Source organism: Paenibacillus sp. F024, from assembly GCF_057814255.1.
This window is the reverse complement of record NZ_JBVASZ010000024.1, coordinates 41,418-62,591: the sequence shown is the minus strand read 5'-3', so window position 1 is coordinate 62,591 and position 21,174 is coordinate 41,418. Positions and strand designations below refer to the sequence as shown.

Here is a 21,174-nt window from a genome sequence, read left to right as displayed (position 1 = left end):
ATCGATATTTGGTTTGCGGGATCATGGTTCAAACCTGCTTCGATTTAAAAACAAAAGCGAGGAAAGGTGGACAACATTTCCAAACCCGACAGGAGGCGCTGTCCTTCTTGGAATCGAGTTGGTTTGAAACGTGATGCACCTCCGTCAATCTGGATCCCACTTACGTCAAGAAGGAAATGCTCCAAGGTCCCGTGAACAAGTGCAAAGAGGCATAATTAAACAGGAAGGTTGCCGCGGCAACCTTCCTGTTTGGGTTTACTTCAAGGCGCTGCCTCCAAACACAAACCGATACTCCCAATGCTTCCCTTCTATACTGTCAATCCGAACCCCGCCGGATTTCTCCGAATACGTGTGCAGAATCTTGCCATTTCCCAAATAGATGCCGTTATGTGTTATTCGTTGCGCTGCTTTGTTGATTCCGGCGTAACTGGAGCTTTTACTGCCCTTGTAAGGGATGAAGAACATGATGTCTCCCGGTTTTAATTGCCGCCAGTCGGTTGTCGTATTGCCGATTTTTTTCACATATTCGGCTTGGGTTCTGGAATTCCCCGGTAGAATAATTCCTGCACCTTCTTTAAACGCCTGCCTGACGAAATCGGAACAGTCGAATGTCTCGGTATTGGAACGGCTCGAGCCGAACTTGTAGGGCGTTCCTAAATACTTCATTCCTTTCCCAATGATGTTCTTTGCCCTATCTGAGGCATTTTGGACATTCATACCGGAGGAAGATTCACTTACCCGTATATACTGGTTTTCGGTTGTCACATATCCGGTACGGCCAGCATCATCCTTAATCTTGTACCAATAGCTGTTGACACGCTCCGTTATTTCCACATGTTCGCCTGCTTTTAAACCGATACGGTCGCCGTTCAAAGAGGGCTTGTCCCGGAAGTTCACGCTTTTCAGGATGACGGCGTCCTCGCCGCTTGCTGCCAAAGCCCTGTCATGTTCAAACGAAATCGTTCCGGCGATGAGAGCTGGGGCCAATAGTGCGATTGCTATTTTTTTCTGGATCATCGAAATTCCTCCTGTGATGGATATGAATTTCCCGAAGCGTCAACGATTGCTTGCGGGATAATTTAAGCGTAGCACAGGGATGGACGAGACTTGGATGAACTTTCTTCCATTTGCTTTATCGTTTCTTAAAAAAGATGAGATAAGATGAACTTCGTTCGAGAACATATAGAGTCAAAAACGGAGGAGGTGATTGGATTGAGCACCGTGCAGCTAGGCCCTTTCGTCATCAATGGACAGATGCTGCTCACCCTGTGCTTTGGGGCGGTAGGCTGGCTGGCGCTGCGTTATCGATTGCGCAATATGCCAGAGAAAAATCTAATCCTCTCTATGGCGTCCAATGCTTTCTTCTTATGGATTGTCATTTGGAAAGGGAGCGTTCTTTTCTTTGATCCGGTTGGAGTGATTCAACAGCCCATGTCGTTGCTGTTTTTTGACGGAGGGGAGCGCGGCCGCTGGGTGGCGAGCTTGATCGCCTTAGCCTATGTAGGGCATCGGTCCTCAAAACAGCTCATTTCTGTGAAGATGGTGATGGCTGCTCTGATCACCTTTTTCCTCGCAGGTTGGCTGGCCTATCAGCTCATATCGCTTGCCTTTGGCGAGGGGCCGTTTTGGTTTTACGCGGCAAACGCTGGTTTGATCGCCCTGCTCCTGTCATCGTCGCTGTTTTCTCAAGAGACGGGCAGTTCAACGAGAGAGATTCAAGTCGGAGTTTGGTTTTCCATCGGAAACGTCTTGCTCTTGTTTATGGATCATGCACGTCCGCTATGGTTCCTGTCATTCAGCGAACAGCAATTGGTTTTTCTTGCACTTACCGCATGTTTTACTGCATGGTCATGGTTCGACTCGAAATGAAAAGAGGAGGGTAGTATGGAAAATATTACAGTTTTCGTTGCTTTTGCCGCAGGAATGCTTTCTTTTTTATCTCCATGTGTGTTTCCGTTAATTCCGGCCTATGTGTCCCACTTGACGGGTTCATCCTTTTATGAAGGCAAGCTGGTCGTTAACCGCGGGGTGCTGATTGTCCGGTCTGTCAGCTTTATCGCAGGATTCAGTCTCGTGTTCATCGCAATGGGGGCTTCTGCCAGTTTCATCGGGCGTTTTTTTGCCGAGGAACGAGATTTGGTGCAAAAAATAAGCGGTCTCCTGATTATAGTGTTTGGTTTGCAAATGACGGGACTCTTAAAGCTGCGGCTGTTGATGACCGGTAAAACATGGAAAACAAAAAGCACTTGGACAAATAAACTGTACCCTATAGATATAGAGTAGACACTTTAAAAAAGTCTCTCTGTAGGGTATTTTGTGTTTATTGAAGAAAATTGGGGACGGGGAAATGATCATGAGTAAAAAGACATTTACAGAAAACGAAATCAAGCAATTAACCAATAATCCGTATGTGAAATCCGTTAGTTCGAAAGGAATCACTTATACCGATGCATTCAAGCAACTCTTTATCACAGAAAATAAGAAGGGCAAGCTGCCAAGGGAGATATTTGAAGAATGCGGGTTCGACGTAAACGTCATCGGACGTCAAAGAGTAAAATCCTCTGGAAGCAGATGGCGCGCGAGTTACCGGGAAAACGGTGCCCTGGGTTTGCAGGATACGAGAAGCCAATCATCGGGCAGGCCTCTTACCAGGGAACTGACGCTGGAGGAGAAGAACGCCAGGCTGGAAGCTCAAAACCGCTTATTGAAAGCGGAGAACGAACTGTTAAAAAAGATCCGCTTTGCGGAAAGGGGGCTGAGCGACAACTAACATTGTCACCTGACCAGAAATATATCCTGATCCGTTCCGTTATTCAGAGATATCAACTCGAGCGCATGGTGAACAATTTATGTAAGATGGCTGGGGTGTCCAGAAGCGGCTATTACAGGTACTGGTCTGCCGGATCAGAGGAAAAGAGGAAGCATAGAGATCAGAAAGATGAACAGGTAAAAGAAATAATCCTAAAAGCCTTCCATTTCAAAAGACGCAAAAAAGGGGCCCGTTCCATCAAGATGACACTGGAGGGGCAATTTAAGGTTGTCTACAATCTAAAACGCATCAGGAGAATCATGAAGAAATACGGCATTGTGTGTCCGTTCAGGAAAGCCAATCCCTATAAACGGATGATGAAGGCAACTCAGGAGCACAGGGTGGTTCCTAACCTGCTGAACAGGGAATTTAAGCAGGATATCCCCGGCAAGGTATTACTGACGGATATCACCTATTTATATTATGGCTCAGGAAAAAAAGCCTACTTGTCAACGATCAAGGACGGTTCAACCAATGAAATCCTAGCTTATCATGTATCAGACCGAATCACGATGGACCTGGCGATCGACACCCTGCGAAAGCTGAAGACAAATCGAAGGTGCAAAAAAGCAGACGGTGCCTTCATCCATTCTGATCAGGGAACCCATTATACGCATCCGGATTTTCAGAAACTGGTTAAGAAGATGGGATTCAGACAGTCGATGTCCAGACGCGGAAACTGCTGGGATAACGCACCCCAGGAATCCTTTTTTGGCCATTTCAAAGATCAGGCCTCCATCAAACCTTGTGCGACTTTGGATGAGGTAAAACGGGAGATCAAGGAGTACATGACCTATTACAACCATTTTAGTTTCCATGCGCCAGGTCTAAACCCACCGGCTTTAGCCGGTCAGCTTCCAGCGCGTTGACAGCGTAGCAGTGCATCTCTACCATGAGGTTAGAGGTGAGACGGATGGTTGATTACCAGACAGGAGGGCATTCTGTCTACGATATCAAGTACCACTTCGTGTGGGTAACCAAATATCGATATCATGTGCTCGTTGGAGAAGTAGCATCTAGAGCACGGGAAATCATACGACAATGTTGCTTCAGCCGCGGAATCACGATCGTAAAGGGCAGTGTAGGCAAAGATCATATCCATCTGCTGATCTCCTGTCCGCCAACGATGGCTCCTGCTAAGGTAATCCAGTATCTCAAGGGTAGATCGTCTCGAATGCTGCAGGACGAATTCTCCCACCTGAAAAAGAGATATTGGGGCCAGCACTTATGGGCGAGAGGATATTTCTGCGCAACTGTTGGTGCAGTAAATGAAGAGACAATTCGCAAATACATCGAAGGACAACAAGTCGAGGGAGACGATGTATTTGACATCGAAGAATGACCAGCAGCTATACCGAGTTTCAGTCGGAAACTTCAGGTGGCTTCAGCCACAGGTTGCTTTCAGCGGGCTTTAGCCCAAACCAGCGGCTTTGAGCCGCAAATCGAGTTTCAGTCGAAAGCTTTAGGTGGCTTTAGCCACCGGTAGCTTTTCAGCAGGCTTTAGCCTGAACAGCGACTTTCAGTCGCTTATAGGAACCTACCGGCTTTAGCCGGTAGTCGTTCAGATACCAATGGAATTTAAAAAAGATGACCCCTGTTCAATACAGAGATCATCTTCTTCAATCAGCCTAGGCTTTTTTAAAATGTCCTTTACAAGGGGTACAGTTCAAAACGGCACGATCCATTCGTTTTTCACCGGTTTGGCGTTTGGAACAGGATGGAGTCCCTGTGTCGGTTTGGCGCTGTCCTCGATTTTGCTGCTAGCCGGTTCATCGGAGACGCTTTGGAGCGGCATCTCTATGCTGGCTGTGTATTCATTGGGATTATAATGCTCCCATAGGTTGAGACACAGGGGAGTGAAAAATAAGTTATAATGAAGCTATGGAAAAACGGAACCGATATACCTCAGAGTTTAAGACAAAGGTCGTCCTGGAGGTCCTTCGAGAGGAGCAGACCGTCAACGAGATCGCAGCCAAATATGAATTGAGCCCAGTCATGATCAGCCGGTGGAAGGCTGAATTCCTTGAGCGTGCCTCCATGGTGTTCGAGAAGAAGACCAGTGAAGCCGACAAACTGAAAAAGGAGTACGAGAGCAAGCAAGAGCATCTAGAAAAGCTGGTCGGCCAACTCACGGTTGAGGTTGACTGGCTCAAAAAAAACCAGCTAATACTTGTCAAGTGATTTTGTATTGGTCATCGGTGTTTTTATTGGGTATACTTTCTTCAGATCATGACAAATAACCTTCATTGGCGTGAAGGTTATGGATAAATATGGTTTTTACGCTTGGAAGGGCTGGCACTTACTAAGGATGGCATAAACGTGATGAAGAAGCTTGTTGGCGCAAGCGATCACGACCACCTTGTACGGTTTGCCCTCGTTCCTTTTCTTGTCGTAGTAATCACGAATTTTTGAATTGGTGCTTCCACGAATACCGCATTGTACTGCTATATATAATGCACGACGAAGCCTCTTGGAGCCACGCTTTGTAATCCGTGAACTCGTCGCCGTAAACTTTCCTGAGCTGAATATTCCGGGATCTAAACCCGCAAAAGCTACAAGCTGTTTCGCATCTTTAAATTGCCTTACGTCCCCAATCTCTGCAACAATCGCAGCTGCAAGTTTATCCCCGATGCCCGGTATGCTTTTCACCAACTCTACCTCGGGGAGATCCGATGCAATTTCGTCCATTTGCTTCTCTAATTCGCTTAGCTGCTCGGAGAACGAAAGCAGCAATGACACCATGCCGCGCAATGCAACGGATTGAGACCGACTTTTTGGTTGTCCGTTCCAATAAAGTAATACTTCACCGAGTCGTTCCCCTTTCTCTTCCACCCACCGCTTGGAATGAGACTTCCCAGCGCCTTCCTGGATCACCTCGACAAGATTCTCGACGTTGCCCTCCAAACAACGGACCAGCACCTTCAGAGACGTGACAGAAAACAGATCGCGAAAGATTTTTTCGTAAGCCGGGAAGACTTGATCTAACAAGGCTCTTGTGTTTAACTTCGCCTGTACGAACATCCCCGTTACAAACTCATGCTGTCTGGTCACGTGTTGAAGCTCCATAAATGACTCACCCCATGTACGATGCAGTGTGACATCTCCTCGATAATACATATCCGCTAAATGCCAAGCATCCGCGGCGTCTGTTTTCACCTTACGTAATTGTGTTCCTTTGGCTCGTTTAGACTGTAATGGATTAACGATGATATACGTCCATCCGCTGCGCTCAAGATAGGCGACAAGACTGCGATGGTAGTGTCCTGTCGCTTCCAGGACAATAATTGGATTAATCATTGTTTCCGCCTGCAACTCAGCTAAAAGCTCCCCTAATCGTTCAAATCCGCCATCCCCGTGCGAGATGCTCTCCATCTTCCCGTACGGCTCGTTCCGCTTCAAAAACGCTTGTACAACACTAGAACCCTTCGCTACATCCACTCCCACAACTGGCTCCATAACAACCTCCCGATTAAGTATTGCCGGCATTCCCACGATGGTTCCAAACCCATAGCTTCGCTTGTGATGCGAGGTCTTTGCCTCTACCAGCTCAAACATGGTCATTGGAGATAGTGGGAGAACAGTTTTTTTTACGGGATCATTGTCCCTAAATCTGGCGCGTTCTCCCGGCTACCACCATCGTAAAACGACCATAAAGAAAGGCCAACCAGAAAACTCTGGTTGACCTAATAATACGAAAATCTGGCCTCAAATGAACCGCTGGAAGCCCGGAAAGCGATGGTAGAGCGCGACCATACCGAGATCACAGTGAAGCGTCAGGCAAACCTGCTGAGTGTGAACAGAACGAGCGTATACCGTCCGAGCAAGGAGCAACAAGAAAGCGAAGAGAATGTGCAGCTCATGCATCGAATCGATGAGATCTATATGAAGCACCCTTACTTCGGTTACCGACGCATGACAAATTTTCTTCGGGACCAGGGCTCCGAGATCAATCGTAAGCGCGTACGCCGTCTGATGCAGCTCATGGGTCTGGAGGCGATCTATCCGAAGCCAAACTTGAGCAAACGCCTCCATGCCAAGTACACGCGTCCTTATCTACTTCGCGGCTTAACGATCGACAGGCCCAATCAGGTCTGGGGAATCGATATCACCTATCTAAGGATGGGCAAAGGATTTATGTACTTGTTCAACATCATTGATTGGTACAGCCGCAAGGTGATTGATTATGAGCTGTCCAGTACGCTCGAAAAGGGCTTTGTTATGAGATGCCTTAAACGCGCATTCAGCCGCTGCAAGCCGGAGATCATGAACAGCGATCAAGGTTCGCATTTTACTAATGCGGATTATCTGGATCTGTTAGAAAAGGAAGGCGTCAAAGTATCGATGGACGGTAAGGGCCGGGCAACGGACAACAGCCGCACGGAGCGTTACTTTCGGTCGCTCAAATACGAATGTATCTTCCTCAATGAATTTGAAGACCCTCGCGCGCTGCGCAAAGGGATAGCTCGCTATGTCCAGTTTTACAATCAGGATCGTCCCCATCAGTCTCTTAATGGGGATAAGCCCTGTCAATTTTATGCCCAAAATGTCGAAAAAATCGCATCCTAATTTAAATAGATTACGAGATTGGAGGACATAACTTATTCCTCAAAAAATCGTGTCTTGACAATGGGGAGCATTACAGATTGGGCGTCCCGTTTTTGCTTATCTCCTTGCTGCTAACGTACTCCATGGGAGTCATCAAAAAGATGACAAAATGGATGCCCCTTCTCTCCGCAATCAATGGCTGGATTCTGATCGGTTTGGGAGCGCTTCTGTTTACCGGGCAGTTGCAAAAATTAAGCGCATGGCTCGCCAAATATACGTTTTGGAATATCAATTTTTAACGACAGGAGGTGAAAATATGAAAAAAAGCATGTTCGCGATCATCGTATTGATTGGACTCGTTGTTTACGGCGTTTACGACTACTATGGCAAGGGATCATCCGAAACGACATCTCCAACGGAAGAAGCAGGAGCAGGAAACATTCAGCAGGGCATCCAGAAAGGGCAGCGGGCGCCGGATTTTGAGTTGAAAGATTTACAAGGCCATTCCGTCAAGCTCTCCGACTTCAATGGAAAAAAAGTGATGATCAATTTTTGGGCTACCTGGTGTCCGCCGTGCCGTGTGGAAATGCCCCATATGCAGAAAATTTATGAAGATTACAATAAAAAAGGGGTGGTCATTTTGGGTGTAAATTTAACGCCAACGGAGGAAAATGCCGATTCGATTGCTTCATTTGTTGAAGAGTACGGTTTAACGTTTCCGGTCGTGCTGGACGAGGAAGGTGCAGTCATGCAGACGTACCAGGTCGTGGCGTACCCGACTACGTATCTTCTCGACTCGAATGGAGTCATTCGGGAAAAGTTTCAAGGGGCCATCAATTACGACATGATGAAACAAGCGATTTCCAAAATCAATTAATGCTAAATGGAGGCGACTCAGATGAACCAAACTGTGAAAAAAGTCATGCTCTTTACCTTGTCGGCTTGTCCGCTGGGGAGATCGATGAATACTGTACTTGGCGATGTTCGAAGATGCATGGAAGGACTTGCATTCGAGGTGGTACATGTGGATGCAGATCCCGATACCACCAACCGTTATCGAGTTAAAACCAACCCTACCACTTTATTCATGGACCTGTACGATAACGAATTGTATCGTATCGAAGGATTCAAGGAAACGGAGGAGACAATACAGATCGTCGAGCAAATCAATGGCGGCTCTTTGCGGATCCATGGGGAACGGCAAGAGAATCAGGAAAGCGAGGAAACTTACGTCATTTATTTAGTTCAAAACGGAACGGTGGTTCCTCTGGAAACCTCCTATTTGAATAAAACTTCGGTGAAGGCACCGAGAATCACGGCGATAAAGCAATTACTTCAGACCCGGGTAAAAGGCTATATAAACCCCTTTCCGTCATCAACATCTTTGGAGCTGGTACATTTTGAACAGGAGCATGCCGAGATTGTTCTTCATGTTGATAGTTCGGATAATTATCTTGATAAAGATCGAATGAAGGAGTTGCTGAAAAAAACATTATCTCATTTCGGTGTTGCCGAGGTGGAATTAATATTGCTGACAAGATAGAATCCACTGGGAAATAGGTATCTGTCAGATCGGTTGGAAGATGGTTGACAAAAGGCAAAACATCACGTATTATAAATACCCATAGGGGTATAAGTATTACATTCATCACAGAATGGAGGGGGAAAAAGATGTCCACAGTACAAGTAACCGACACTTCTCTTGAACAAGTTCTTAAGGGCAATCAGTTGGTGTTGGTCGATTTCTGGGCGCCTTGGTGTGGTCCCTGTCGGATGATTGCTCCGATACTCGATCAATTAGCAAGTGAATTGGGGAATCGTGTTATTGTAGCCAAGCTGAACGTTGATGAGAATCCGCTTGGAGCCATGAAGCACCAAATTCAAGGAATACCTACCTTGAAGCTGTTTCACAAGGGAATAGAGGTGGAAACATTTGTTGGAGTTCAACCGCTTAGCAAGCTCAAAACGGTTATTTTGAAATATGCAGCTTAATTTTTTAGGAAAATAACATATCTTTTTGGGTATGTAAAAATGACTGTTTTTAGCAATACTAACAGGGAAAGGAGTGACTTATGGAGTTAGATTTCGGCTGGATTATTACATTGTTTGCTCTTGGGTTCCTCGGTTCCTTTATTTCGGGAATGGTTGGGATCGGAGGCTCGATTATCAATTATCCGATGCTGCTTTATATTCCACCGGTCTTAGGATTTGTCGCGTTTACAGCGCAAGAAGTTTCTGCAATTAGTGCCGTGCAAGTCTTCTTCGCCACATTGGCTGGAATCTTCGCTTACCGTAAAGGCAAGATGATTAACAGAAGACTAGTCCTTTACATGGGGATTCCCATTGTTATTGGTAGTTTCATCGGTGCATACGGCTCCAAGTTTTTTCCTGATTCAGCAATTAATCTAACGTATGCTGTTCTCGCATTAATTGCGGCAATTATGATGTTTTTGCCCAAGAAAGGGGTAAATAACGAGAATTATTCTAATATTCGGCTTAATGTTGTTATTGCTTCCATTTCAGCTGCAATCGTAGGTATTCTTTCAGGAATCATTGGTGCTGCCGGTGCTTTTATAATTGTCCCGATTATGTTGGTAGTATTGAAGATTCCAACACGCGTAGCCATCGCTTCTTCTTTGGCGATTACGTTTATTTCGTCAATCGGATCAACCGTAGGTAAAGTAATGGGTGGCCATATGCTTCTAATTCCATCCATAGTTTTGGTGGTAGCAAGCATTCTTGCTTCCCCGCTAGGAGCTAAAGCCGGACAAAAAATGAACGTAAAAGTACTCCAATGGATACTTGCCGGGTTGATTACGGCAACAGTAACTAAAATTTGGTTGAATATTTTGACATGAACAGGAGTGATTTAAAGTGGCAGGTAAATATTCAAAAGAGACTATGCCTGTAGAAGTACAACGAAGAATAGAACAAGAAGAAAAATTGAATATTCTGGATGTTATGGAAAGTAATGAATGGGAATCCGGCCATATCCACGGTGCAAAGCACATCCCTTTGGGATTTATCAGTGAAAGGAATAAAGAACTGGATCCTCAGAAAGAAATTATCGTTGTATGCCGCAGCGGCAATCGAAGCGGCCTGGCCTGTGAACATCTGGAATCTTTAGGTTACAAGGTCGTTAATATGGCTGGCGGCATGTCGGAATGGAACGGAGACTTCGAATTCGGAAAATGACCATTAGAATAAATTACTGAACATGATTTGTGAGTTCGCTGATTACAGCGAAAAAATTTTTGCCACTTTAATACAAATAGGGGTATATGTATATGTGGGAGAGATAATTTCCTCGATGGGGATAAACTATAGTGAAGGTTATGGTTGGTGAGATGCTGGGGGATGGAACTAGGTGCCGGCACATAAAAACGAACTTGGAGGTCAAGGGAAATGTCTACACCATCAGCGATTCAAGCAGATCTGACACTGGATTGTAAAGGGCTTGCTTGTCCGATGCCCATTGTAAAAACGAAAAAGGCCATGGATCAATTGAATTCCGGGCAAGTTATCGAGGTTCAAGCTACAGATAAAGGTTCATTGGCAGATATTCAAGGCTGGGCTAAAAACACGGGTCATCAATATTTAGGGACGATTCACGAAGGAGAAGTGTTGAAACATTACCTTCGTAAAGCAAATCCGAATGAAGTTAAAGAAGAAGTGAATTTTCCTCATACTTTGACCAATGAGGAGCTACAGAAAAAGCTGAAAGCAAATGAAAAATTGACGGTTTTGGATGTGCGCGAACCGGCGGAATATGCTTTTCATCGTATACCGGGAGCCATTTCCATTCCGCTGGGTGATTTGGAAAAACGTATGAATGAGTTGAATCCTGATCATGAAATTCAAGTCATATGTCGAACAGGAACCCGAAGCGATATGGCATGCCAGTTGTTAGCTGAAAAAGGCTTTAAACATGTTAGAAACGTAGTGCCTGGTATGTCCGGCTGGACCGGTCCGACTGAGAAAAATCAATAATCCAAAAACGTAACGGAGGTCATTACACTTATGTCTACAAAAGTCGCTATTATCGCAAGCAACGGTGGATTGTTTGACGCCTATAAGGTATTCAACATCGCAACAGCATCCGCTGCAACCGATGCGGAAGTCGCCATATTCTTCACGTTTGAAGGATTGAATTTAATTCATAAACAGGCGTATCAACAATTGATGTTGCCCGCGGGAAAAGAACATTTTGTTGAAGGGTTTAAAAATGCAAATGTTCCCTCCATTCCGGAACTGGTTCATATGGCCCAAGAGATGGGTGTCAAAATCATCGCCTGCCAAATGACCATGGACGTTATGAATTTGAAGAAAGAAGATTTTATTGAAGGAATTGAAGTCGGAGGCGCTGTGACCTTCTTGGACTTTGCAAAAAATGCCAATGTTTCTCTAACGTTCTAACTTAAGGAGGATTTGTAATATGACAACAGGAACCGATTTGCGGATGATGGCTGCAAAAGAACTGACGGGAATCGTGTTGAATAAGGAAGAACTATTTATTCTCGATGTCCGCAACGAAAGTGATTTTAACGACTGGAAAATTGAAGGGGAACGTATTGAAGTCATCAATATCCCCTATTTTGAATTGTTGGACGGAGTGGATCCCGCTCTCGATAAAATTCCAAATGGCAAAAAAGTATTAGTTGTTTGTGCAAAAGAAGGATCATCGAAATTTGTTGCTGAACAGATTGTGGCAGCCGGACGAAACAATGTTTTTTATCTGGAAGGCGGCATGAAGTCTTGGAGTGAACATCTGGAACCCGTCAAAATTGGCGATTTAAAAGATGGCGGTTCAATTTACCAGTTTGTTCGGATCGGTAAAGGATGCCTTTCTTATATGGTGGTTTCCAATGGCGAAGCTGCCATGGTGGATACGCTGAGAATGACCGAAGTGTTTGAAAACTTTGCAAAAGAAAACCAACTGCAGATCAAACACACCATTGATACACACCTTCATGCAGACCATATCTCAGGAGGAAGAACATTAGCCGAGAAATTTGGAGCAACCTACTGGCTGCCTCCGAAAGATGCAGAGGAAGTCGTTTTCAATTACGAAAAATTGGAGGACGGTCGAACGATCACAGTTGGAAATACCCAAATTACAATTCAGCCTGTTTACTCACCGGGTCACACCATCGGGAGCACATCTTTGATTGTGGACGATCAATACCTGTTGACTGGCGATATTTTATTTATCGAATCCATCGGTCGTCCCGATTTGGCTGGGAAAGCGGATGATTGGGTCGGAGATCTTCGCAATACATTGTATAACCGGTATAAAGAATTGTCGAACGATTTAATCGTGCTTCCCGCTCACTTCGGAAAGGTTTCCGAACTCGGTGACGGTGGAAAAGTATCTGCCCGTTTGGGAGACCTGTATCAAAAGAACCCGGGGTTAAACATCCAGGATGAAGCGCAGTTTAGACGTACAGTAACGGAAAATTTACCGCCACAGCCCAATGCTTATCAAGAAATACGTCAAACCAATATGGGTAAAATTCAACCGACTGACGAAGATCAACGTGAAATGGAAATAGGTCCAAACCGCTGCGCGGTTCACGATAAATAAGGAGGAATATCGAATGCAAGCAGATGTTATTGTTGATACCAAAGGAATGGCGTGCCCGATGCCGATTGTGAAGGCTAAAAAAGCGCTGGATGGTTTGCAAACCGGACAAATCATGGAGGTTCTTTCTACGGATAAAGGTTCAATTAATGATTTTCAGGCCTGGGTCAAACAAACCAAGCACGAACTGATTAAACATGAGGAAGAAAATGGTGTTTATAAATTTTATGTGAAAAAAATTTAAAGGCAATAAGAAAAATAAGCGAACACATAAAATGGTGTTCGCTTATTTTAAAGGGTCATAAACGATTTTTCCCCAAGCGTATGATAGGTTTCTTCTTGGTAATGCTTATTATATCTTCTTTTTCAAGTTTCGTATAGGTAGGTTGCATGAATTTCACATTGAAAATAATGGATGTTATCCATTATTGTACTTCTTAGTCACCAACAGTATAATACCTACAGGGGTATATGTAATAATAAAGGGGAGATTGAAACGATGGGAACCAAGGAAAAAACAACGATTGTGTTGTTTAGCGGGGATTTGGATAAAGCAATCGCGGCATTCATTATTGCTAATGGGGCTGCCGCTTATGACCACGAAGTGACGATTTTCTTTACCTTTTGGGGTTTGAATACACTTCGTAAGAATGAACTTGTGAAAACTAAGAAGGGTTTTCTTGAAAAAGCCTTCGGATGGATGATGCCGAGGGGGGCCAATAAATTAGGACTGTCTAAAATGAATTTTGCCGGAATGGGTCCTCAAATGATCAAGCACGTCATGAAAAAACACAATGCGTTGTCCCTGCCGCAACTTATTGAATTGGCGCAAGAACAAGGTGTAAAGCTGGTCGCTTGCACGATGACAATGGATCTTCTTGGTTTGAAACAAGAGGAGTTAATGGATGGTTTGGAGTATGCAGGGGTAGCCGCTTATTTGGGAGATACCTCTAACGCGAAAGTGAACCTGTTTATTTAATGGCTTCGGCAGCCGCGGCAACCGGAAGCATGCGGCTTAAAGCCGTCGCGGAACATGCCTGTCCTTATCCTCTCCGATAGCCGCCGAAAAAGCATGAGGGCCGCGCGTATATTAAAAAACAACGGCTTTCTCGAACTCTACGCGGTACGCAAGTCACGCAAGGTATATTGTCCATTAAGCATTTTTCAGACATAATATACCCATGCATGTATGGAATGGAGGGAATGAGAATGATGAAATATGATGAAAACACGGTTCGGCGGCTGAAACGAATGGAAGGACAAGTTCGTGGTATTTTGAAGATGATGGAAGAAGGCAAAAATTGCAAGGAAGTCGTTGCACAGCTCTCAGCTGTTCGCAGCGCCGCCGATAAAGCCATGGCCTACATTGTAGCCGTCAATTTGGAGCAGTGCATTCTAGAGGAACAAGTAAAAGGAAATGACACCGGAAAGCTGGTTAAGGAAGCCGTTGAAATGCTGGTAAAAAGCAGATAATAGGTGAAAGTGTAGATAGGAACGAAAGTTCAAGGAAGGGGCGTAAATTCTTGGATACATCGGTTATCATCAACATCGTGGTTATCGTTTTTGTGGCTCTGTTTTTATACACGCGATTTGCGCCGGTCAAAGGACTGAGGAATTTGAACGACGCCGATTTCCGTAGCGCTGTGCAGCAAAGCAAGGACGGCCTGCTGATTGACGTCCGCGAGCCTCACGAATATAAAGATGGATTCATTCCGGGGGCGAAAAATATCCCTCTATCCCAGCTATCCCGAAGAATGGACGAGATTCCGAAAGAGCGGGATGTGTTCCTGTACTGCAGGAGCGGCATGAGAAGCAAAAATGCCGCGAAGATGCTTGGTCGGAGCGGCTATCGTAAACTGGCCCATTTGCAAGGCGGGATTGGGGCGTGGAGCGGCAAACTTTCCAAATGATGCCCGCAGAGCCCCGTCCTGCGGTTCATGTCCCTAAGGAGCGTTTAAACTCGCCGGATCGGGGTTAACATAAATTGGATGCAGAAATACCTTTCCGGAGTTCCAAGATATTAACATTTATATGCTGAGGAGTGAAGCTATGCACGGACGCCGTTTTAACCCGGAGCATCTGGAAAAACTCGATAACCCGCAGCGCCGAGCGCTGTTTGACCCGCAGCCTTTACTGTCCGAATTGGGCGTAAAGGGGGCAAAATCCGTTCTCGATATCGGGGCGGGCAGTGGCTACTTCACGATTCCGGCCGCAAAAATGACGGAGGGAACGGTATACGCACTTGATGTGGAGCCGAAAATGCTGCAGATCATCCAGGTGAAGGCGGAAGAGGAGAAGCTGACGAACATCACTTACCTGCAAGGTGCCATGGAGAATGTTCCATTGGCTTCAGGGACTGCGGATCGTGTCATCGCTTCGCTGGTTCTGCACGAGGCCGAAACACTCGATCAAGGATTGGCGGAAATGAAAAGGGTGATGACTGCGGGCGGACTTTGTTTCATCCTGGAATGGGAAAAGAAAGCGTCGGAACAAGGGCCGCCGCTTCATCACCGGATTTCCTCCGATGACATGAAAAAATCGTTAAAGCAGCACGGACTACGCATACGACGCGTACATTTTCCGACGCATTCGCACTACAGCATACTCTGTGAAAAATGAATGGACTAACAAAATAATGGGAGGATGAAGCGTATGTTTCACTATACGGTGGAGACAGCTAAATTGCCGGACGAGGCGATCGCCGCATTGCAGGAAAATCTGAAAGAGGAAAAGTTCGGGGTTTTGTGGCAACTGGACATGAAGGAAAAATTGAATGAGAAGGGCGTCGATTTCGATCAGACGTACCACATTCTCGAAGTGTGCAATCCGGTTGAAGCGAAGCGGGTACTGAGCGAGAATTCGCTGGTTGGCTACTTTTTACCGTGTAAAATTGCGGTCTATGACGAAGGGGGAACTACTAAAATCGGACTCCCCAAACCGACGGCACTCATCGGTCTCGTTGAAAATGAAGTGCTAATGGGCATCGCGGAGGATATCGAAAAGCGGCTGATTGCCGTGATTGACAAAAGCCGCTAAGGATGTTGACGAAATGACTTGCAAATTTGCGGAAGGGCCAACAAATCCGTCTTTCAACCTGTTGAAAAACTTCAGCAGGCTATTTTTACGAAAAAATTTATCAAAAGGAGCCATTCCTGTAATGAAGTAATTTGCTCTTTGAAAACAAAAAGCGCCTCCTATATGCTGGTCTTGGAATGGTCGACATTCACTGCCCTAATTAGAAGGAGGACGCTCAATATGAAGTATAAACTGAAACAGAAGCGAAATCAACGAATTACACGAATTACCGAATCCACATTGGTGGTTGGTGCGGATATCGCGAAGAAGGTTCACGTCGCACGGGCCGTAGATTTCCGAGGGATAGAACTCGGGAAGGATTGCGTATTTCATAACGATCAGGAAGGGCTGTCGAAGCTGACAACGTGGATGAAGGAACTTGGGCAAGCACAAGGAAAGACGGACATTGTGTTTAGCATTGAGCCTACTGGACACTACTGGTTTCCGTTAGCTGCCTACCTGCAGGAACAACACATTCAAGTCGTCATCGTCAACCCACATCAAGTCAACAAGACCAAAGAGCTTGAGGATAACTCGCAGACGAAGAGCGACTACAAAGATGCAAAGGTGATCGCGGATCTCATTCGTAACGGAAAGTACTCGAACCGAATCTGCCAACGAAGGAGTACGCGGAACTGCGAATCCTGATGAATCTGTGAGAGAAGCTGTCAGCCAGTCTGACGCAAGTGAAAGGCCGCATTAGCAATTGGTTTGACCGGTTCTTCCCCGAGTACGCTAGCGTATTCAAGAAATGGGAGGGCAAGGCATCGCTAATGACGATGCGGGCGTTCCCGTTGCCAGCAGAAATCGTCAACAAGGGGGCTAGAGACGTCCTGGCTCACTGGAAGACGGAAGTGAAACGCGGTGTGGGCATCAAGCGTGCGGAAAAGTTAATAATGGCCGCAACATCCTCTATCGGGCTAACCGAGGGTAGTGTTGCGGCACGCGTGGAGTTAAGAACGCTGCTGGGTCAATATGACCTATTCAGCAGCCAATTGGAAGAGATCATGGGTGAGGTGCTGGAGATCCTTGAGAACATCCCTGGAGCAGCAGAAATGCTCTCTGTTCCAGGAGTGGGAGCCATAACTGTTGCCGGATTTCTTGCAGAGGTCGGTGATCTAAACAACTATGATCACGGTCAACAGATCATTCGACTCGCCGGGCTGAATCTCAAAGAGAACAGTTCAGGCAAGCGCAAAGGTAAGACAGGAATCAGCAAGCGTGGAAGGTCACGTTTACGGGCACTGCTGTTCCGAGCGGTAATGCCGATGGTAGCGAAGAACGATGCGTTCAAGGCGCTCCATAAGCACTACACGACGCGGAGCCAGAATCCGCTTAAGAAGAAACAGTCTATCATCGCGTTATGTGGAAAACTGATTCGAGTCCTGCATACGCTGGAACAAAGCAAAGAGAGTACAATGCAATCAATGTAATGGGTCCGGTAATGCGGTTCCAGATACAGCAAGAAGCTGCTTGAAAACAAGGAAGCAACGCCTGTCGATCACTTATTCACATGTTTACAACTAGACAATGGAAGCACCGGAGAAGCCGAAGCACTACACACAATAAGGGCAACGACCCCGTAAAGGAGCAAGAATCGGCATCCACCCCTTGAGAGGTAGAACGAAGGAATGTAAGGGCATAGACCCAGTGTGACATGGGAGGGTAAACCCCAAAGGCTAATGTGGAGATCCACTGTGCGATCATACCAATTATCCACAGTTTTGGAAGAAAATCATTCCTAAGCTCTGTTCCCGCCTACGCTTTTACAGAAAATCGAGGTGCAGATTACATTCTCCACCAATATCTCTTGAATTGTCAAAGTTGAAATACTGAGAATGAGTGAGGAAACAGGAGAAAACAATACTTTATAGTGGGAGACTGTTCACATGGAGAAAAAACCTTTAGTTTACTTTTTGTGCACCGGAAATTCTTGCAGAAGTCAAATCGCGGATGGCTTTTTAAAGGCTTTGGGAGGCGACAAGTATGAAGTGAAAAGCGCAGGTCTTGAAGCGCATGGACTAAATCCGCATGCGGTTCAAGTCATGAAGGAAGCTGGCGTGGACATTAGCAAAAACACTTCGGATGTGATCGATCCGGACATTTTGAATCGTGCCGATTATGTCATCACCCTATGCAAGACTTCCTATGATACCATACCAAAGTGGCTTAGAATCCCTTAACCACAGCCAAACTAGATAGCCCCCGCCGATTTCCGCTAACCCTGTCAATATAAATATGAGAATGGACATGAACATACCTGGGAAGACAACTCCTTTTTGATCAGATTAAGCATGATGTCTTGCGTCCGGTGGTGATTCCCCACATTTCCCGAAATCTTTCTTCATTCCTAAAATTGAATGGCATACTTTACATTTTTAATATTCCGTGCTAATATTCAACTAATAAGTTTAATAGTTGAATAAATTAGTGGGAGGAAGATCTATTGGACATAAGAGAATACAAAGATAACATCTACAATCAATTCTCGAGAGTTGGCAAAGTGTTGTCCAGCCCTAAGCGACTTGAATTATTGGATTTGCTTTCTCAGGGGCCTAAGTCCGTTGAGTTACTTGCCATCGAAACAAAGATGAGTGTCGCGAATACATCGAAACATTTGCAAGCGCTGCTGGAGGCACGCTTAGTCTACTTTCGCAAAGAAAAAAACTTTGTTATCTATCGATTAGCTGATGAAGATGTGGTTGACCTCTTGTTAGCGGTCAAGGCGATTGCAGAAAAACAGCTGGCTGAGCTCAATTTATTGCGGAGAGAGTTTATTGTTAAGCCTGATCAACTGGAATCCATTAGTTTGGAAGAGTTGATCGAACGAATGGATAGCGGCAACGTCGTCATTATCGATGTTAGACCGCATGAGGAATATGAGGCTGGTCATATTGAGGGGGCTATGTCGGTGCCTATACATGAACTCAACAAGCACCTGATGGACTTGCCAAGAGATCAACAAATCGTTGCATACTGTCGTGGACCTTATTGTGTATACGCGACACAAGCCGTTGAATTTTTGCAATCCAAAGGGTACAAGATATCCAGATTAGAAGCAGGTTTGCACGAATGGAGAAAAGCTCAAGAAAATCAAATTCATTAAAGCTGAGGAGGAGTTTGTATGTTATTTCGCCAATACCTGCACCAAAATCCCGTAGCCGCTTCTTATCTGTTTGGATGCGGGAGCCAATCACAAGGCGTGGTTGTGGATCCCTTGAGTGAACAGGTTGAGCTTTATATCGAGGAAGCCCAAAGACTTGGCATGAACATTAAATATGTCATCGATACCCATCTGCATGCAGATCATATTTCAGGCGGACGCAAATTGGCCGAAAAAACAGGAGCGAAATATATACTCCATCGTTCGGCCGATACCGACTACGAATTTACGGCTGTGGAAGACGGAGACGAAATCATGGCTGGCAATACGAAGCTAGCATTCCTGCACACGCCTGGTCATACACCTGAGCATATTTCCATCGTTGTTACAGATAAAACAAGAGGAGAAGAACCGTGGTTTGTTTTAACAGGACATACTTTAATGGTCGGGGATGCAGGGAGAACGGAATTGGCGTCTTCTTTGGAAGAAGGGGCAAGCCATCTGTTTGACAGCCTTCAAAAATTGGCACAGCTTGACGATCTTGTTGAACTATACCCCGGAGCGTTTTCAGGATCGGTTTGCGGGCGCAAGCTAAGCGGCAAACCAACTTCGACTATTGGGTTTGAGAAACGGTTTAACTATGCCTTAAAGATTACAGACAAAACAGAATTTATTACATTTATGACTAAAGAGGTTCCGCCGCAACCGGAGAACTTTCAGCAAATGAGATTAACAAATCAAGGAAAATAGTGTTCGACGATGAACCTGATGGTTGTCCATCAGGTTCTCTTCTTAGGGAGGCGCATTAATTTGAAAAAAACATTGAGTTCAGATAAATTAGGTATCGGGGAGAATGTGATTCAGTTCTCGTTATTAATGGTAATTAACCTCTTTGTCGGCTCCATGATTGGGCTGGAAAGAAGTATTCTTCCAATTATCGGCGAAGAACAGTTTGGTCTTGCTTCAGCAAGCGCGGCGCTCTCATTCATTACGAGCTTTGGATTCGCAAAAGCGATCGTAAATGTTTTTGCGGGTACTATAGCCGACAAAATCGGAAGGAAGCAAGTCCTATTACTGGGTTGGTTCATCGGTCTGTTCGTACCTTTGCTCGTTATCTATGCGCAAGCATGGTGGGTCATCGTGTTCGCCAATGTTCTCCTAGGGATAAATCAGGGATTGACATGGTCGATGACTGTAAACATGAAGATGGATTTGGCCAAATCCACGCAACGAGGATTGGCAGTTGGTCTTAATGAGTTTGCAGGCTACATCGGGGTAGCGTTAATGGCAGTGATCTCAGGCTATGTGGCTTCGACGTATTCTTTGCGCCCTGAACCGTTTTACATGGGGATTGCAATCGTTATCGTGGGATTCGTTCTTTCCTTGGCAGTCAAAAACACGGGAGGGCACTTGAAGCTTCAGGCTCAAAGCCAAAAACAGAAACATTCAGAAACCATTGAAGCAAGAGAAGTTTTTCAAAGAACGACTTGGAAGGATAAAAACTTATCAAGCATAAGTTTCGCAGGACTTTCGACCAATTTAAAGGATGGCATGGCATGGGGACTGTTTCCGATTTTTTTCATTTCTCGCGAATTGTCAGTCGGACAAATCGGAACAATTATTGCCGTCTATCCGGCAGCGTGGGGCCTTTTTCAATTATTTACGGGAGCTCTAAGCGATCGGTTCGGGCGCAAGCTGCTAATCACGTCGGGGATGTGGATTCAATCCTTATCCTTATGGTGGATATTGCTAGTTGATCACTATACATTATGGATCATCGGGGCTTCTCTATTGGGAATTGGAACGGCAATGGTTTATCCGACACTCATAGCCGCGATTAGCGATGTCGCACATCCGAATTGGAGAGCGACGTCAATGGGGGTCTTTCGGTTTTGGCGTGATAGCGGATATGCATTTGGCGCTTTAATGGCGGGGTTTATCGCTGATTTGATGAATGTAAATTGGGCAATAGGGTTAGTAGCGCTAGTCCCTTTAGTTTCAGGATTTGTTACTGCTAGCCGGATGACAGAACGTTAATATCGAAAGTTCAAGTTCAATCGA

At 45.4% G+C, this 21,174-nt stretch carries 27 protein-coding genes and 3 pseudogenes; 27 read left to right on the top strand and 3 right to left on the bottom strand.

What is annotated here, in order from left to right:
- Window positions 1-255: 255 nt before the first annotated feature.
- Window positions 256-1,017 (bottom strand): C40 family peptidase, encoded by a 762-nt coding sequence (locus tag ACZYR9_RS20540; protein ID WP_488980325.1) that lies wholly within the window; start codon window positions 1,015-1,017, stop codon window positions 256-258.
- A gap of 195 nt (window positions 1,018-1,212) precedes the next feature.
- Between ACZYR9_RS20540 and ACZYR9_RS20535 the strand changes: the two genes are divergently transcribed.
- The 6 genes from ACZYR9_RS20535 to ACZYR9_RS20510 all read left to right on the top strand — a co-directional run bounded on the left by ACZYR9_RS20535 (window position 1,213) and on the right by ACZYR9_RS20510 (window position 4,990).
- Window positions 1,213-1,869, top strand: a complete 657-nt coding sequence (locus ACZYR9_RS20535; RefSeq protein ID WP_488980324.1) for a hypothetical protein — start codon at window positions 1,213-1,215, stop codon at window positions 1,867-1,869.
- Window positions 1,870-1,884: 15 nt separating this feature from the next.
- A complete protein-coding gene (locus ACZYR9_RS20530) occupies window positions 1,885-2,283 on the top strand; it encodes a cytochrome c biogenesis CcdA family protein (RefSeq protein WP_488980323.1) in 399 nt (132 codons plus the stop codon).
- A 64-nt stretch (window positions 2,284-2,347) separates the two neighbouring features.
- A protein-coding gene (locus ACZYR9_RS20525; protein WP_488980322.1) for an IS3 family transposase occupies window positions 2,348-3,678 on the top strand; the annotation gives its coding sequence in 2 pieces (ribosomal slippage) (window positions 2,348-2,726 and window positions 2,726-3,678; 1,332 coding nt in all).
- A gap of 44 nt (window positions 3,679-3,722) precedes the next feature.
- A complete protein-coding gene (gene tnpA, locus ACZYR9_RS20520; RefSeq protein ID WP_488980335.1) occupies window positions 3,723-4,151 on the top strand; it encodes an IS200/IS605 family transposase in 429 nt (142 codons plus the stop codon).
- A 301-nt stretch (window positions 4,152-4,452) separates the two neighbouring features.
- A complete protein-coding gene (locus ACZYR9_RS20515) occupies window positions 4,453-4,638 on the top strand; it encodes a hypothetical protein (RefSeq protein ID WP_488980321.1) in 186 nt (61 codons plus the stop codon).
- Window positions 4,639-4,690: 52 nt separating this feature from the next.
- On the top strand, window positions 4,691-4,990 hold the full coding sequence (locus ACZYR9_RS20510) for a transposase (RefSeq protein WP_488980320.1): 300 nt from the start codon (window positions 4,691-4,693) through the stop codon (window positions 4,988-4,990).
- A gap of 96 nt (window positions 4,991-5,086) precedes the next feature.
- On the opposite strand, the gene ACZYR9_RS20505 is transcribed toward ACZYR9_RS20510, so the two are convergent.
- Entirely contained in the window at window positions 5,087-6,265 is a 1,179-nt protein-coding gene (locus ACZYR9_RS20505) for an IS110 family RNA-guided transposase (RefSeq protein WP_488980319.1), read from the bottom strand.
- A 279-nt stretch (window positions 6,266-6,544) separates the two neighbouring features.
- On the opposite strand from ACZYR9_RS20505, the gene ACZYR9_RS20500 reads away from it, so the two are divergent.
- The 18 genes and pseudogenes from ACZYR9_RS20500 to ACZYR9_RS20415 form a co-directional block, all read left to right on the top strand.
- Entirely contained in the window at window positions 6,545-7,375 is an 831-nt protein-coding gene (locus ACZYR9_RS20500) for an IS3 family transposase (protein WP_488980318.1), read from the top strand.
- A gap of 140 nt (window positions 7,376-7,515) precedes the next feature.
- Window positions 7,516-7,653, top strand: coding sequence for a hypothetical protein (locus tag ACZYR9_RS20495; protein ID WP_488980317.1), 138 nt, complete (start codon window positions 7,516-7,518; stop codon window positions 7,651-7,653).
- A 17-nt stretch (window positions 7,654-7,670) separates the two neighbouring features.
- Window positions 7,671-8,231, top strand: coding sequence for a peroxiredoxin family protein (locus ACZYR9_RS20490; RefSeq protein WP_488980316.1), 561 nt, complete (start codon window positions 7,671-7,673; stop codon window positions 8,229-8,231).
- Window positions 8,232-8,252: 21 nt separating this feature from the next.
- Window positions 8,253-8,897, top strand: a complete 645-nt coding sequence (locus ACZYR9_RS20485) for a hypothetical protein (RefSeq protein WP_488980315.1) — start codon at window positions 8,253-8,255, stop codon at window positions 8,895-8,897.
- A gap of 128 nt (window positions 8,898-9,025) precedes the next feature.
- A complete protein-coding gene (gene trxA, locus ACZYR9_RS20480) occupies window positions 9,026-9,346 on the top strand; it encodes a thioredoxin (protein WP_488980314.1) in 321 nt (106 codons plus the stop codon).
- An 80-nt stretch (window positions 9,347-9,426) separates the two neighbouring features.
- A complete protein-coding gene (locus ACZYR9_RS20475; RefSeq protein ID WP_488980313.1) occupies window positions 9,427-10,212 on the top strand; it encodes a sulfite exporter TauE/SafE family protein in 786 nt (261 codons plus the stop codon).
- A gap of 16 nt (window positions 10,213-10,228) precedes the next feature.
- Window positions 10,229-10,549 carry a rhodanese-like domain-containing protein gene (locus ACZYR9_RS20470; protein WP_488980312.1) on the top strand — a complete coding sequence of 107 codons (321 nt, stop codon included), beginning with the start codon at window positions 10,229-10,231 and terminating at the stop codon, window positions 10,547-10,549.
- 210 nt (window positions 10,550-10,759) lie between these two features.
- Window positions 10,760-11,344 (top strand): sulfurtransferase TusA family protein, encoded by a 585-nt coding sequence (locus ACZYR9_RS20465; RefSeq protein ID WP_488980311.1) that lies wholly within the window; start codon window positions 10,760-10,762, stop codon window positions 11,342-11,344.
- Between the two features lie 30 nt (window positions 11,345-11,374).
- Window positions 11,375-11,770, top strand: coding sequence for a DsrE/DsrF/DrsH-like family protein (locus tag ACZYR9_RS20460; protein WP_488980310.1), 396 nt, complete (start codon window positions 11,375-11,377; stop codon window positions 11,768-11,770).
- A gap of 19 nt (window positions 11,771-11,789) precedes the next feature.
- A complete protein-coding gene (locus ACZYR9_RS20455) occupies window positions 11,790-12,938 on the top strand; it encodes an MBL fold metallo-hydrolase (protein ID WP_488980309.1) in 1,149 nt (382 codons plus the stop codon).
- Window positions 12,939-12,951: 13 nt separating this feature from the next.
- Window positions 12,952-13,179: a sulfurtransferase TusA family protein gene (locus tag ACZYR9_RS20450; protein ID WP_488980308.1), complete on the top strand. Its 228-nt coding sequence runs from the start codon at window positions 12,952-12,954 to the stop codon at window positions 13,177-13,179.
- A 255-nt stretch (window positions 13,180-13,434) separates the two neighbouring features.
- On the top strand, window positions 13,435-13,914 hold the full coding sequence (locus ACZYR9_RS20445; protein ID WP_488980307.1) for a DsrE/DsrF/DrsH-like family protein: 480 nt from the start codon (window positions 13,435-13,437) through the stop codon (window positions 13,912-13,914).
- 230 nt (window positions 13,915-14,144) lie between these two features.
- Window positions 14,145-14,408, top strand: coding sequence for a metal-sensitive transcriptional regulator (locus ACZYR9_RS20440; protein ID WP_488980306.1), 264 nt, complete (start codon window positions 14,145-14,147; stop codon window positions 14,406-14,408).
- A gap of 50 nt (window positions 14,409-14,458) precedes the next feature.
- Window positions 14,459-14,845, top strand: a complete 387-nt coding sequence (locus tag ACZYR9_RS20435; protein WP_488980305.1) for a rhodanese-like domain-containing protein — start codon at window positions 14,459-14,461, stop codon at window positions 14,843-14,845.
- A gap of 139 nt (window positions 14,846-14,984) precedes the next feature.
- The gene (locus ACZYR9_RS20430) at window positions 14,985-15,554 is read left to right on the top strand and encodes a class I SAM-dependent methyltransferase (RefSeq protein ID WP_488980304.1); all 570 of its coding nucleotides are present in this window, start codon (window positions 14,985-14,987) and stop codon (window positions 15,552-15,554) included.
- A gap of 33 nt (window positions 15,555-15,587) precedes the next feature.
- Window positions 15,588-15,971 (top strand): DUF302 domain-containing protein, encoded by a 384-nt coding sequence (locus ACZYR9_RS20425; RefSeq protein ID WP_488980303.1) that lies wholly within the window; start codon window positions 15,588-15,590, stop codon window positions 15,969-15,971.
- A 219-nt stretch (window positions 15,972-16,190) separates the two neighbouring features.
- Window positions 16,191-17,487: pseudogene (locus ACZYR9_RS20420) on the top strand (IS110 family RNA-guided transposase).
- Between the two features lie 412 nt (window positions 17,488-17,899).
- Window positions 17,900-18,148: pseudogene (locus ACZYR9_RS20415) on the top strand (arsenate reductase/protein-tyrosine-phosphatase family protein); the annotation flags it as partial.
- Here the strand turns inward: ACZYR9_RS20415 and ACZYR9_RS20410 are convergent.
- Window positions 18,149-18,268 (bottom strand): annotated as a pseudogene (locus ACZYR9_RS20410) (YnfA family protein); the annotation flags it as partial.
- A gap of 188 nt (window positions 18,269-18,456) precedes the next feature.
- On the opposite strand from ACZYR9_RS20410, the gene ACZYR9_RS20405 reads away from it, so the two are divergent.
- From ACZYR9_RS20405 to ACZYR9_RS20395, 3 genes are all read left to right on the top strand, one after another.
- Window positions 18,457-19,116, top strand: a complete 660-nt coding sequence (locus ACZYR9_RS20405) for an ArsR/SmtB family transcription factor (RefSeq protein WP_488980302.1) — start codon at window positions 18,457-18,459, stop codon at window positions 19,114-19,116.
- 18 nt (window positions 19,117-19,134) lie between these two features.
- On the top strand, window positions 19,135-19,863 hold the full coding sequence (locus tag ACZYR9_RS20400) for an MBL fold metallo-hydrolase (RefSeq protein WP_488980301.1): 729 nt from the start codon (window positions 19,135-19,137) through the stop codon (window positions 19,861-19,863).
- Window positions 19,864-19,935: 72 nt separating this feature from the next.
- Window positions 19,936-21,150: an MFS transporter gene (locus ACZYR9_RS20395; protein ID WP_488980334.1), complete on the top strand. Its 1,215-nt coding sequence runs from the start codon at window positions 19,936-19,938 to the stop codon at window positions 21,148-21,150.
- The last annotated feature ends 24 nt before the right edge of the window (window positions 21,151-21,174 follow it).

Coding starts and splice junctions, on each gene's coding strand:
- ACZYR9_RS20540 (WP_488980325.1), bottom strand. CDS start 1,017: ATGATCCAGAAAAAAATAGCAATCGCACTATTGGCCCCAGCTCTCATC.
- ACZYR9_RS20530 (WP_488980323.1), top strand. CDS start 1,885: ATGGAAAATATTACAGTTTTCGTTGCTTTTGCCGCAGGAATGCTTTCT.
- tnpA (WP_488980335.1), top strand. CDS start 3,723: ATGGTTGATTACCAGACAGGAGGGCATTCTGTCTACGATATCAAGTAC.
- ACZYR9_RS20515 (WP_488980321.1), top strand. CDS start 4,453: ATGTCCTTTACAAGGGGTACAGTTCAAAACGGCACGATCCATTCGTTT.
- ACZYR9_RS20510 (WP_488980320.1), top strand. CDS start 4,691: ATGGAAAAACGGAACCGATATACCTCAGAGTTTAAGACAAAGGTCGTC.
- ACZYR9_RS20505 (WP_488980319.1), bottom strand. CDS start 6,265: ATGGAGCCAGTTGTGGGAGTGGATGTAGCGAAGGGTTCTAGTGTTGTA.
- ACZYR9_RS20500 (WP_488980318.1), top strand. CDS start 6,545: ATGGTAGAGCGCGACCATACCGAGATCACAGTGAAGCGTCAGGCAAAC.
- ACZYR9_RS20495 (WP_488980317.1), top strand. CDS start 7,516: ATGACAAAATGGATGCCCCTTCTCTCCGCAATCAATGGCTGGATTCTG.
- ACZYR9_RS20490 (WP_488980316.1), top strand. CDS start 7,671: ATGAAAAAAAGCATGTTCGCGATCATCGTATTGATTGGACTCGTTGTT.
- ACZYR9_RS20485 (WP_488980315.1), top strand. CDS start 8,253: ATGAACCAAACTGTGAAAAAAGTCATGCTCTTTACCTTGTCGGCTTGT.
- trxA (WP_488980314.1), top strand. CDS start 9,026: ATGTCCACAGTACAAGTAACCGACACTTCTCTTGAACAAGTTCTTAAG.
- ACZYR9_RS20475 (WP_488980313.1), top strand. CDS start 9,427: ATGGAGTTAGATTTCGGCTGGATTATTACATTGTTTGCTCTTGGGTTC.
- ACZYR9_RS20465 (WP_488980311.1), top strand. CDS start 10,760: ATGTCTACACCATCAGCGATTCAAGCAGATCTGACACTGGATTGTAAA.
- ACZYR9_RS20460 (WP_488980310.1), top strand. CDS start 11,375: ATGTCTACAAAAGTCGCTATTATCGCAAGCAACGGTGGATTGTTTGAC.
- ACZYR9_RS20455 (WP_488980309.1), top strand. CDS start 11,790: ATGACAACAGGAACCGATTTGCGGATGATGGCTGCAAAAGAACTGACG.
- ACZYR9_RS20450 (WP_488980308.1), top strand. CDS start 12,952: ATGCAAGCAGATGTTATTGTTGATACCAAAGGAATGGCGTGCCCGATG.
- ACZYR9_RS20445 (WP_488980307.1), top strand. CDS start 13,435: ATGGGAACCAAGGAAAAAACAACGATTGTGTTGTTTAGCGGGGATTTG.
- ACZYR9_RS20440 (WP_488980306.1), top strand. CDS start 14,145: ATGATGAAATATGATGAAAACACGGTTCGGCGGCTGAAACGAATGGAA.
- ACZYR9_RS20430 (WP_488980304.1), top strand. CDS start 14,985: ATGCACGGACGCCGTTTTAACCCGGAGCATCTGGAAAAACTCGATAAC.
- ACZYR9_RS20425 (WP_488980303.1), top strand. CDS start 15,588: ATGTTTCACTATACGGTGGAGACAGCTAAATTGCCGGACGAGGCGATC.
- ACZYR9_RS20400 (WP_488980301.1), top strand. CDS start 19,135: ATGTTATTTCGCCAATACCTGCACCAAAATCCCGTAGCCGCTTCTTAT.